Origin of the sequence: Salana multivorans (assembly GCF_003751805.1) — a bacterium.
GTDB classification, from domain to species: Bacteria; Actinomycetota; Actinomycetes; order Actinomycetales; family Beutenbergiaceae; genus Salana; species Salana multivorans.
This window is the reverse complement of sequence record NZ_RKHQ01000001.1, coordinates 847,332-859,523: the sequence shown is the minus strand read 5'-3', so window position 1 is coordinate 859,523 and position 12,192 is coordinate 847,332. Positions and strand designations below refer to the sequence as shown.

Here is a 12,192-nt window from a genome sequence, read left to right as displayed (position 1 = left end):
TCGTTGGGTAGCCTGCCTGAAGACCTGCGAGAGGGCCGAGGTGTCGAGGTGAGAACGTGCTGAGGGTGATGCTGCGAGGGCGCGGCATCCCGACGGTCGTGCTCGGCACGGGTGACACGCTGCTCTTCGGTCGCGCCCCCGACTCGGCGCTCCCGGACTCCGACCTGGAGGCATCCCTCCGCACGACGGCGCTGACGCTGCCCCGCTCGGCCCCGCACGTCTCCCGCGTGGTCGGCGAGCTGACGGTGGGCGAGGAGGTCGCCCGGCTGCGCTGGCACGGGTCGACCGGGGCGCAGCTCTCCAGCCTGTTCGACGCCCCGGGCGGCGCCCGGCGCGTGGCGCTCGCGCCCGGCATGGCCGCGCTGCTCGACGAGGGCGAGAACCACCTGCTGCTGCTCCACGGTCGCGAGGAGGGCGACGGCTTCGGCGACCTCGTCCTCGTGCTGGACGTCCAGGAGGTCCGGGAGTCGGCCGCGCCCAGCCAGGTCACCCCGCCGACGCCGGACAGCGACGGCGCGCCGACCGCGGACGCGCCCCGGCTGGAGCGCTGGTCGCGCGAGTGGTACGTCGCCCTCGCGCTGGCCGAGCCCTGGCTGACCGGCTCCGACGACTACCCGCGTCCCCCCTCGAACCGGGAGATCTACGAGAGCGTCCTCACCTGGCGCGGGCACGCCTGGAACCTCGTCCGCGCGCAGCGTGTCGACGACGCGATCCGGTCGATCGCCCGGCTCGCCTTCGGGCCGGCCGACGACCCGTTCGTCGTCACCGAGGGACGCGTCCAGAACGTGCGGTTCGCCGTCGGACGCCGGGTCGCGGAGACCCGCCTCGTCACGACCGACGACCTCGAGGCCGTGCTCGCGGCCCAGGCCGCCGGGACGGGGCTCAACCCCGAGCAGGTCTGACCGACCCGCCGGGTCGCTCCCGGCGCCCGGAGGGGCCGCACCCGGCGGAACCTTCCACCCCCTCGGCCCTGGCCCCGCGTGCCGCGCCCGACCTAGCGTCGCCGCCATCAGGTCAACACCGAAGGAGATGGCGATGAGTCAGAGCTACGACCGCAGCACGTTCTACGGGATCGACACCCAGGCGACCCGCGACGGCGCCACCAGCATGCAGGGCAACGCCGACGACCTCGGCTCCATGGTCCAGGACATCAGCTCCCTCCTGGGCGAGGTGCTGTGGATCGGTCCGGCCGCCCAGCGGTTCAAGGGCGAGTGGGACGGCTCGATGCGTCCGCAGATGCAGCAGGCCGCCGACAGCCTGCAGGCGAACGCCGCCGAGATGCGCCGCCGCGCGGACGCCCAGGACGCCGCCTCCGCCTAGCCGGGGCCGTCGCGGCGGCGGAACCTTCCACCCCCGCGACGCTGGTGCTCCCGACGCGGGCCGACCTAGCGTCGAAGGCGTCGAGGGGGCCCGAGCCACGGTCGGCCCCGGCCCTCGACCACCAGCCACCACACACCAGTCAACGACTCTCACCGGAGAACGAAAGGAGGTGGAGACGATGTCCTTCCAGGGAGCAGACGTCAGCGGTCTCGACCGCCTCACCCAGCGGTGCCAGCAGGGCGCCCAGTTCGCCCGCGGGCTGGCCACCGCGCTCGAGGTGCTCGCCGCGGCGCTCGAGGCCATGTCCTGGACCGGCTGGGCCGCGGCCTTCGCCCGGTACCTGCGCTCGGTCGTCATCCCGTGGGTCAAGTACATCGGGACGTGCCTCGAGCGGTTCGGCACGGTCCTCCAGCTCGCGTCGACCGCGCAGAAGAACGCCTCGCAGGACGCGCCGCAGATCTCGATCCCGGTCTCCGCCCTGCAGCTTCCCCCGGCTCCGACGACGCCGCGGATCGCCCCGCCGATCCTCGTCGCCCCGACGCCCGTGGTCGCCGTGACGGACCCGGCCCTCGCCCCGACGGGCGGTGGGACGTCCGTCGCGCCGGCACCGGTCATCGGGGGAGGGCGGGAGCCCGGCGCCCGCGTCGGCGACGGCAGCGGAACGGCCACCACCCCGATCACGACGATCACGGGGTACGACGGGAACGGGCGGCCCGTCACGATCACGACGGCCGGCCCGGCCGCGGGGACGCTGGCGGGGCTCGCGCTCCGCGCGCTCGGCGGGTCCGGCGGCTCGACCGGCTCGGGCGGGTCGCCCGGCGCGAGCGCCGGGGTCGGCTCGCCGGCCGTCGCGACCGACCGCCTCGCCTCCGGGGGGTCGCTCGGGTCGAGCGGCTCCACCGGGGCTCTCCCCACCGGTAGCCCGGGCGGGTCGTCCGGCGGCGGCTCAGCCGGCGGCGGCCCGGCGGGCTCGGGACTCGGCTCGGCCGGCGGCACCGGCGGCGGCTCGGGCTCGGCCGGCGGAACCACCGGCGGCCCGGGCTCGACGGAGGGCCCGGCGGGCTCGACGTCCGGCCCCGGCGCGGGCGACGGCCACGCGGTGCGCATGAGCACCCTCGGCTCGGTCGGCACGCCGACGTCTGGCGGCCACGCCAGCGCACCCGTCGAGATCGCGGCGATGACGTCCGGCGACGGCCCCGGTGCGGCCGGCCTGGTGGCGGCCCCCCTCGGCCTCGCCGGGGTCGGCACCGCCGCGCTCGCGGCGCTCCGGGCGAAGGGCGCCGCACCCGGCGCCGACGGGGAGGCCGATGACGAGCCCTAGCCCTGACCGGAGCACCACCCGCACGACCACCACCCGCACCGCAACCTTCCGCACCACAACCTTCTGCACCACAACCCTCCGCAGCAGCGGACCCACCGAAAGGACACCCTCATGAGCGCCAACGTCTACGGAATGGACATCCAGGCCGGCCGCGACCTCGCCCGCCAGATGGACGCCGACGCCACGGAGATCGAGCAGCTGACCTCCCGCCTCACCAACCTGCTCGAGGCCACCCCCTGGTACGGCCCCGACGCCACCCGGTTCAAGGGCGACTGGTCCGGCCAGTACGTCCCGGCCCTCACGCAGGTCGTCTCGGCGCTGCGCGAGAACAGCCAGCAGATCAACAACCAGGCCCAGCAGCAGGAGGACGCCTCGAGCTGACGCCCCGCGCCAGCCCGCCGACGGAGCGGGTCGCCCGGTCCAGGACCGCGCGGCCCGCTCCGTCGCGTCGCGTGCCGGGGTTCGCCGCCGGGGCGGCCGCCGGCCGGGCGGCCGTCGTCGTGCGGCCGCCGTCCGTCTCCCCACCCCCGCCGCCGACCGGGCGGCGCCGATCCCTCCCCAACGGGCGCACCCCGTCCCGAACCCCCTGGGAGGCGGAACCTTCCACCCCGCCGTGCCTGGCGTTCCCCCACCCGATTACGTACCTTTTCGAGCACACGAACCCCCGACCGAGAGGAAGAGCCATGTGGCGCCTCAGCGTCCTCCCGTCCCCGGAGAGCAAGCTCGCCCCGGTGGACGTGGTGGTCGAGGCCGCCGAGGGCTCGACCGTCGCCGACCTGGCCGCGGGGCTGGGAGACCACCTCGGGGGCCGCGGGCTCCTCCTCGCGCCGACGACGCAGGGGCGCGCCTGGCCGGCCGACACCCCGCTGGTCGACGCCGGCCTGCGCGACGGCGACGTCCTCGAGGTCAGCTCGGTCCCCGCCGACTGGCGCCACCGCCCCGGCCCCCGCCGCACACCCCGCGCCACCGTGCGGGTGGTGGCCGGCCCCGACGCCGGGCGGCACGCCGACATCACCGGCGACACCCTGACGATCGGGCGCGCGCCCTCCAGCGGCCTGCGCCTGTCCGACCCGCTGGTCAGCCGCACCCACGCCCGCATCCTGCTGAGCGAGACGCCGGTCGTCCTCGACGTCGGCTCGGCGCACGGCACCGTCGTCGGCGGGCGCACGATCACCCGCTCGACGCCGGTCGCGTTCGGCGAGCGGATCACGCTCGGCAGCACCGTCGTCGTGATCCACGACGGTGCGGGCGAGGCCGGCCGCGAGCGCGGCGTCCTGCGCTCCCCGCGCTTCGGCGACCGCGTCGTCGCGGCCGAGCTGGACACCCCGACGCCTCCGGGGTCTCCGCGTCCGACGCCGCTGTCCTGGCCGATGATGCTCATGCCGATCCTCATGGGCGCTGCCATGTTCGGGATGACGCGCAGCCCCGTCTCGCTCGTCTTCATGGCCGGCTTCCCGGCGATGATGTTCGCCACCTGGCTCATGCAGCGCGGCCGGGCGCGCCGGGAGTTCGAGGAGGAGACCGCCCTGTGGCGCGAGGACCTGCGCGCCGTGCTCGCCACGATCGAGACCGCGGCCGCCACGCAGCGCGTGAACGCCGTCGACGACGAGCCCGACCTCGGGGTGGTCCTCGCCCGCGCGATCGCCCGCGACCACCGCCTCTGGGTGCGGCGCGACGACAGCGACGACTTCCTCGCCGTCCGCGCCGGCCTCGGCCCGCGCGCGGCGCTCGTCACCGGCAAGGCGGTCACCACCGGCGACCGCGGGCTGCGCGCCGAGGTGACCCGCCTCCTTGGCGAGCGGGCGACGCTCGCCGACCTGCCCGTCCCGCTCGAGCTGGCCGAGATCCCGCTCGCGTCCGTCACCGGGGAGACCGACGACGTCGACGCCTGGGTCCGGGCGAGCGTGCTGCGTCTCGCCGTCACCCACTCCCCGACCGACCTGCAGCTCGCGGCCGTGCTCGGCCCGGGGCGCGCGCACGTCGAGTCCTGGCTGCGCTGGCTCCCGCACGCGGCTCCGCGCGGCGGCGGTACGGCGTGCGTCGGGATCGGGGCCGGCGAGGGGCAGGCGCTGCTGGAGGAGCTGGCGAGCGCCGACGGCGGCACGGCCCACACCCTCTGCCTCGTCGACGAGCAGGCCGGCATCCCGCGGCGGCTGGTCGAGGCGGTCGCGGCGGCCGCCCCCGACCGCCGGCTCCACCTGCTGTGGCTGGGGTCGTCGATCGAGACGGTCCCGGCCGGCACGGGCACCGCGGTCGACCTCGGCGCCCAGCCGTCCGCCGCGGGCCGGCTGCTGCACCGCGACCGCGGCGGGATCGAGGAGCTCACGAGCGTCGAGTCGCTCGGCCTGCACGACGTGTGGCGGGCGGCCCGCGCGCTGTCCGGGTACCGCGACGAGGCCGCCGTGCTCGCCGCCGAGTCGATGCTGCCCGGCCAGGTCCGCCTGCCCGGCCTCTCGGGCGACCTCGCCGACCCCGACGACGTCGATCGTCTCCTCGAGCGCTGGGCGACCTCGACGGGGCTGCGCGCCCAGCTCGGGATGGGCGGCGAGGGCGTCGTCACGATCGACCTGCGCGAGGACGGCCCGCACGGCCTGGTCGCGGGCACCACCGGCGCCGGCAAGAGCGAGCTGCTGCAGTCCCTGCTGTGCTCGCTCGCGACGAACAACCCGCCGTCGCGGATCACCTTCCTGCTCGTCGACTACAAGGGCGGGGCGGCGTTCCGCGAGGTCGCGGAGCTGCCCCACTCGGTCGGCTACATCACCGACCTCACGCCGGCCCTCGTCCAGCGCTGCCTCACCTCGCTGCACGCCGAGCTGACGTCGCGCGAGCACCTGCTGGCGCAGTACGGCGCCAAGGACCTGCTTGCGATGGAGCGCGACCACCCCGAGGCGGCGCCGCCGGCGATGCTCATCTGCGTCGACGAGTTCGCCGCCCTGCTCGCCGAGGTGCCCGAGTTCGTCGAGGGCATGGTCTCGATCGCGCAGCGCGGCCGCTCGCTCGGCATGCACATGATCCTCGCGACGCAGCGGCCGGCCGGTGTGGTCACGCCGCAGATCAAGGCCAACACGGACCTGCGGATCGCGCTGCGCGTCGCCGCCCCGGACGACTCGGTCGACGTCATCGACGCGCCGGACGCCGCGCACCTGTCCCGCCGCACGCCCGGCCGGGCGTGGCTGCGGCGCACCGGTCACGGCACGCGCGAGCTGGTCCAGGTCGCCTGGGTCGGGGCGCGCGAGGAGCTGCACGCCGACGGCGGCCGCGTCCGGATCGGGCCGTTCACCGCGCGCGAGCTCGCCGGCGGCCGGCACGCGGGGACGACGACGCTCCACCCGCGCAGCGACCTCGAGCGGATCGTGACGACGACCGGCTCCGCCTTCGCCCGCAGCGGCCGCCCGGCCCCCAAGAAGCCGTGGCTGCCGCCGCTCGCCGCCGAGGTCCCGCTCGCCTGCGCGGCGCCCGGGACCGTCGTCCTCGGGACCGGCGCGCTGGACGACGTGCTCGTCGACGGCGCCGGCGCCGAGGCGCGCCGCGTCGACCAGCTCCCCGGCCAGCTCGTCCTCGGGCTCCTCGACCGTCCCGCCGAGCAGAGCCAGACCCCGTGGGTCGTCGACTACGCGCGCGGCGGGCACCTGCTGGTCTACGGCGCGTCCGGCAGCGGCAAGTCCGAGCTGCTGCGCACGGTGGCCGCCGCGGCGACCGCCGGCAGCTCGGGTCGGCTGGCCGTTCCCGACTGCGTCTACGCGATCGACGCGGGCGGCGGCGCCCTCTCGGTGCTGGAGCGGATGCCGTCGGTCGGCTCGGTCGTCCTCGAGCAGCAGACCGAGCGGATGATGCGCCTCATCCGGATGCTCGCCCGCACGATCGCCGAGCGGAACGCGCTGCTGGCCGCGCGCGGCGCCTCCGACGTCGACGCGCTGGCCGCGCTCGGCACACCGCTGCAGCGGATCCACCTGCTCGTCGACAACCTCCCGGCCGTGCTCGACGCGTTCGACGGCGGCGGCCCGGTGCGGCGCGAGCACGCCGAGCACGTCACGACCATCCTGCAGGAGGGCCGGCGGTGCGGCGTCCACGTCACGGCCACCACCCCGCAGCGCACGGGGCTGACCTCGCCGGTCCAGGCCGCCTTCGGTCAGCGGCTCGTCCTGCGCATGACGGTCCCGGACGACTACGTCATGCTCGGGGTCCCCGGCGTCGTGCTCGACGGGGACAGCCCCGCCGGACGTGGCCTCGTCGGCCGGGACGAGGTGCAGGTGGCCACCGTCGGCGGCGCCGGGACGCCCGTCCAGGCCGAGCGGCTCGACGTGCTGTGCGCCGCGGTGGGGGAGCGCTACACCGACGGCGCGGCGCTGCCCGTGCCGGCCATGCCGACGCTCGTCCCCCAGCACCTCGTGCCGGCGCCCGAGGACGACGCGGTCTGCGTCGGCGTCGAGGCCGAGTACGTCGGGGCCGTGACGCTCGCGCTGCGCGAGGCGCCGCTGCTCGTGCTCGGCCGCGCCCGCTCGGGGCGCACCTCGACGCTGCTCGGCCTCGCCCAGGCCGCGCGCCGGTCGAGCCGCCCGCCCGCGCGGATCACGCTGATCGGCCCCCGCGCCGCGACGCAGCTCGTCGTCGCCGACGGGGTGCTGGAGCCGGCGGAGGTCGTCGACGAGGTCGTCGCAGGGGCCGAGCAGGCCGGCGCATGGGCCGAGGCCCTGCCGGCCACGGACGGCGACGACTGGCACCTCGTCCTGGTTGACGACGTCCACCTGTGGGAGCGGGAGTGGGAGCGCTCAGGGCCGGAGCGGGCCGCCGTCGAGGCTCTCACGGTCGCGCTCGCCGGCCGCCGGGGGCTGGCCGTCGTCGCCGCGTCCGACCCCGACGACGCGCGCTCGCGCCAGCACATCCCCGGCCTCACCCAGGCCCTGCGCCGCGCGCGCCGCGTCGCCGTCGTCGCGCCGGAGATGTCGGACGGCTCGCTCGCCGCGACCACCATCCCGATGCACACCAGCGAGCCGCTGACCGGCCCCGGTCGCGCACTGCTGGTGTCCGGCGGATCCACCCACGTCGTCCAGCTCATCGCCGCCAGCGCGCGGACCAGCGTGAACGGGAGCCTCTCGTGACCACCTCGAAGGACAGCCGACGCGGCGGCGCGGGTCGCCGCGGCGCCACCCGCCCGGCTCGCGGCGCCACCACCCGCCCCACGCGCTGGTGGTCGCGCCTGACGCGTCGCGGCGGCGGCGGTCGCGAGCGCGGCATGGTCGAGGCCGGGACGGCCGCGGCCGGCGGCCTGCTCGTCATGGGCGCCGTGCTCGGCAACGGCATCGCGTCCACCGTCATGGACATGTCGGACGGGCAGACGTGGCTCAACGGCGGTGAGGGCTCCGTCGTCCAGGTGAACGCCGCCAACGGCCAGGCGGAGTACCGCCTCGTCATCGGCGAGAACGGCGAGCGGCTGGCCATCGTGCAGCACGACGGCTACGTCGTCGTCACCAACCTCGACACGGGCGTCATCACGACGATCGACCTCAGCACGCTCCTGGTCAGCGGCAGCCGCGCCTCCGACGGTCGCACCGAGACGCTCATCGGCGGCGGGCTCATGGTGCTGGCCTCGCTGGAGTCCGGCACGGTCGTCGTCGTCGACCCCCTGACGCTCGAGCCGCTGTCCTACCCCTACCGGGCGCAGGAGCGGCTGGCGGACGCGGCGATCGACCGCGAGGGCTCCGTCTGGATCGTCACGGAGGCGGGCGAGCTGCGACGGCTCGAGTACGGCGAGCGGGTCCGCGAGTTCTCCGTCTCGCTCGAGCGGCCCGTCGCCGCCGCCGGTCCGGCGACGGCCCTCGTGCCGCACGACCGCGGCGTCACGGTGTTCGCCCCCGACGGGGGCGCGGTGCTCCAGGTGGGCGCCGGGTCCGACCTGGCCGCCTCCGTCCCCGACCTCCAGGGACGGGTGGCTGCCGCCGACGTCTCCCCGGCCAACCTCGTCCCCGCCTCGGTCACCGAGCGCGGCCTCGTGTTCCTCGTGAGCGACCGCGACCTCGTCCAGGTCGACGTCGCCTCGCAGGGGTGCGAGCGTCCGCTCCAGCCCGCGGTGTTCAGCGAGCGGGTCTACGTCCCGTGCGGTGGGCTCGGTCGCGTCATCGTCCTCGACGCGCGCGGCCGACCGGCCGCGGCCGACATCGTGGTGCCGGGCGGTGGCGACCCGGAGCTCGTCGTCGACGATGGCCACCTCATCGTCCACGACCCCGACGACGACCGCATCGTCCTGGTCCAGCCCGACGGAAGCACCCGGGTGACCGATGGGAACGGTGTCGACGTGCCGACGGTGACGCCGGACCAGCCCGAGCCGCAGCCCGCGATCGCACCGACGACGCGACCCGTGACGACCCCCCGGCCGCCGGCCGTCACGCCGCCGGCCCTCGTGCCGCCGGCCGACCCCCGCACCCCCGACCCGTCCGACGGCGGGACCGACCCGACCGACCCGCCGGACCCCCTCGACCCGACGGACCCCGGTGACGGGACCGGGCCGACGGTCCCCGGGGACGACCCGACGGCGGGCGACCCCCGGCGCGTCCCGTCCGGCGTGCGCGCGTCCGTCGACGGCGAGGGCGTCGTCGAGGTCACCTGGACCGCGCCGGACGTGACGCCCGCGAGCTACCTGGTGCGCTCCTCCGACGGCCTCGCCCAGGAGCGCGTCCCCGCGTCGGCCACGACGGCGACCCTCACCGGCCTGGTGTGCGGCTCCGACGTCGGGATCACCGTCATCGCCGAGCACGCCGACGACACGTTCGCCTCCGCCGGCACCACCGTGCGGACGCCGGCCTGCGTGAGCCCGCCGCCCGCGAGCGAGCTGACCCCGTCGGCGGTCGTCGCCGAGCGCGCGGGCGACGACGTCGTCGTCGGGTGGACCGCCCCCGCCGTCGCGCCGACCCAGTACACGGTCACCGGCGGGGGACGGACCGTGACCGTCCCCGGCGGCGAGACGAGCCTCGTGCTCGCCGACGTCGCGTGCGGTGGCACGATCCGCGCGACGGTCACGGCCGTGCACGCGAGCGCCGGGACGTACGCCGCCTCCTCCGCTGGACGCGCCGACCCCTGCCCGGTGGACCCGGCGGACCTGCGACCCAGGTCCGTCACGGCGACCCGGGTCGGCACGACCGACCAGTTCACGGTCACCTGGCAGGCGCCCGTCGTCGCGCCGCAGGGGTACCGGATCTCGGGCAACGGGATCGACCAGGCCGTCGCGGCCGGGGCGACCACCGCCAGCGTCACGGTCGCGTGCGGTGCGCCGGTCGTGCTGACGGTCACGGCCGAGCACGCCGACGGCGGGTCGGGGGCGGCGCAGGCGCCGTCGGTGCCGCACGAGTGCGCGCCGACGCAGCCCCCGCTGACCGCGCCCGGCTCCGTCCAGGCGGTCCAGCAGGGCGCCGACGGCGTCCTGGTGACGTGGAGCCCGTCGAACCCGGCCGCCGAGGAGTACGTGGTGCGGCCGAGCTCGGGCGGCACCGTCTCGGCGGGGACCTCGACGCAGGCCGTGGTCGCGGGGCTGGCCCCCGGGACGTACTCGTTCACGGTCGAGGCGCGCCGGGGCGGCGAGAGCGCGACCTCGGCGGCGAGCAACGCGGTCACCATCACGCCGCCGGCGACCGTCCCGGGCGCCGTCGGCCCGTCCGCGTCGGCCTCGCACGGGTCGGCGGACCGGGTCGACGTCACGGTCTCCTGGTCGGCCCCCGCGGACGGTGGCTCGCCGATCACCGGGTACGAGGTGAACGCGAACGGCGGCGGCTGGCAGAGCGTCGGCGGCACGTCGTACGACTTCTCGGTCTCCTGCGGCGGCCAGGCGCTGTGCGTGAGCGGCGGCAGCGTTCCCGTCGAGGTGCGCGCGGTCAACGCCGTGGGCGCCGGACCCGCCGGCAGCACGTCGGCCTCGGTCGGCTCGAACCCGTACCTGCCCAGGGACGGGGACCCCGTCCTCGTCGACGGCAGCAGCGTCGACACCGACGACGGTCAGGTCACCGTCTGGATCGACTACGTCCCGACGGCGGCGTGGGCGAGCTTCGGCGGGACGTGCACCGTGACCGTCTCGGGCAGCTCGACGACGATCCCGTGCGGCAGCTCCGCGCGGGTCGCGAGCCGCAACGGCCAGATCACGGCCGGCGCCGACGTCAGCGCGACGATCACGGCCAGCGGCAACGGCGTCAACGCCTCGAGCTCGGGGTGGTCCTTCGTCGGCGGCCAGGGCTGGTGCAACCCCCGCACCGGCATCTGCTACGACCCGGTCAGCTCGCCCGGCGACCACGTCACGATCGTCCCCGCCCCGTGGGCCCCGCCGGTCGTGCCGAACCCGCCGGTCCTGGTCGCCGGGGTCGGGCTGATCCTCGGCGCCGGGGCGCTCCGCACGCACCGTCACCTCACGGCGGCCGGGGCGCCGGCGGAGCCGGTTCCCGCGCCGGCCGATCCCTTCCCCACCCCCGAACCGAACACCGACCACGACTCCGACCACGACACGACGAAGGACCCCGCATGAGCACCCTGAGCCAGGAGCAGGTGGCCGCGTTCCGGCTGCTGCACACCGACGTCGTCGATGCCGTGAGCGCGGCCGTCCAGGGCAAGAGGAGCGTGGTCGAGCTGACCGTCACGTGCCTGTTCGCCGGCGGGCACGTGCTGCTCGAGGACGTGCCGGGGACCGGCAAGACGACGCTCGCCCGATCGATCGCCGCCGCGCTCGGCGGCACCTCGCGCCGCATCCAGTTCACGCCCGACCTGCTGCCGGCCGACATCACCGGGACGGCGGTCTTCGAGCCGGGGACGGGCGAGATCACCTTCCGTCCCGGTCCGGTCTTCACCCACGTCCTGCTCGCCGACGAGATCAACCGCGCCGCGGCCAAGACCCAGTCGGCGCTGCTCGAGGTGATGGCCGAGCGGACCGTGACGGTGGACGGGATCGGTCACCGGGTTCCCGACCCGTTCCTCGTCATCGCGACCCAGAACCCGATCGACCTGGACGGGACCTACCGGCTTCCCGAGGCGCAGCTCGACCGGTTCCTCGCCCGGGTCAGCCTCGGCTACCCCGACGCGGAGCACGAGATCGAGGTGCTGCGCCCGGGCAGCGAGGCGGGCGTCGTCGAGCACGTCCGGGAGGTCACGACGCCGGCCCGCGTGGCGGAGCTGACCGTCGCCCTGCGCGGCGTCCACGTCGCCGACCCCCTGCTCGCGTACGTGCGCGCGATCGGCGCGGCGACCCGCCAGGAGGAGCGGCTCCGGCTCGGCGCGAGCACCCGCGCGCTGCGCGGCCTCATCGCGGCCGCCCAGACGTTCGCCGCGTCGCAGGGACGCCACTACGTCGTCCCCAGCGACGTCCAGCGTCTTGCCGAGCCGGTTCTCGCGCACCGGCTCATCCCGACGCGGGACGCGGTCCTCGCCGGGGAGGACACCGCGGCGATCGTCGCCGAGGTGGTGCAGGGCGTGGAGGCGCCGCGGCCGGTGCCGGCATGAGCGCGACCGGTCCCGGGTCGCCGCCGGGTGGCGACGCGACCGCTGGGCTCGGTGCGAGCGGGGCCTCGCGCGGAGGGTTC

At 76.3% G+C, this 12,192-nt stretch carries 7 protein-coding genes; all 7 read left to right on the top strand.

Going from position 1 to position 12,192, the window contains the following annotated elements:
- The first annotated feature begins 56 nt into the window (after positions 1-56).
- The gene (locus EDD28_RS03935; protein WP_123738429.1) at positions 57-902 is read left to right on the top strand and encodes a hypothetical protein; all 846 of its coding nucleotides are present in this window, start codon (positions 57-59) and stop codon (positions 900-902) included.
- A gap of 133 nt (positions 903-1,035) precedes the next feature.
- Positions 1,036-1,320: a WXG100 family type VII secretion target gene (locus tag EDD28_RS03930; RefSeq protein ID WP_123738428.1), complete on the top strand. Its 285-nt coding sequence runs from the start codon at positions 1,036-1,038 to the stop codon at positions 1,318-1,320.
- 178 nt (positions 1,321-1,498) lie between these two features.
- Positions 1,499-2,641: a hypothetical protein gene (locus EDD28_RS03925; RefSeq protein WP_148059538.1), complete on the top strand. Its 1,143-nt coding sequence runs from the start codon at positions 1,499-1,501 to the stop codon at positions 2,639-2,641.
- 111 nt (positions 2,642-2,752) lie between these two features.
- Positions 2,753-3,022 (top strand): hypothetical protein, encoded by a 270-nt coding sequence (locus tag EDD28_RS03920; RefSeq protein ID WP_123738426.1) that lies wholly within the window; start codon positions 2,753-2,755, stop codon positions 3,020-3,022.
- Positions 3,023-3,324: 302 nt separating this feature from the next.
- Entirely contained in the window at positions 3,325-7,740 is a 4,416-nt protein-coding gene (locus EDD28_RS03915; protein WP_123738425.1) for a type VII secretion EssC family protein, read from the top strand.
- Positions 7,737-11,144, top strand: a complete 3,408-nt coding sequence (locus EDD28_RS03910; protein ID WP_123738424.1) for a fibronectin type III domain-containing protein — start codon at positions 7,737-7,739, stop codon at positions 11,142-11,144. Before EDD28_RS03915 ends, EDD28_RS03910 begins: the two co-directional genes overlap by 4 nt.
- Positions 11,141-12,112 carry an AAA family ATPase gene (locus EDD28_RS03905; protein ID WP_123738423.1) on the top strand — a complete coding sequence of 324 codons (972 nt, stop codon included), beginning with the start codon at positions 11,141-11,143 and terminating at the stop codon, positions 12,110-12,112. Before EDD28_RS03910 ends, EDD28_RS03905 begins: the two co-directional genes overlap by 4 nt.
- The last annotated feature ends 80 nt before the right edge of the window (positions 12,113-12,192 follow it).

Coding starts and splice junctions, on each gene's coding strand:
- EDD28_RS03930 (WP_123738428.1), top strand. CDS start 1,036: ATGAGTCAGAGCTACGACCGCAGCACGTTCTACGGGATCGACACCCAG.
- EDD28_RS03925 (WP_148059538.1), top strand. CDS start 1,499: ATGTCCTTCCAGGGAGCAGACGTCAGCGGTCTCGACCGCCTCACCCAG.
- EDD28_RS03920 (WP_123738426.1), top strand. CDS start 2,753: ATGAGCGCCAACGTCTACGGAATGGACATCCAGGCCGGCCGCGACCTC.
- EDD28_RS03915 (WP_123738425.1), top strand. CDS start 3,325: ATGTGGCGCCTCAGCGTCCTCCCGTCCCCGGAGAGCAAGCTCGCCCCG.
- EDD28_RS03905 (WP_123738423.1), top strand. CDS start 11,141: ATGAGCACCCTGAGCCAGGAGCAGGTGGCCGCGTTCCGGCTGCTGCAC.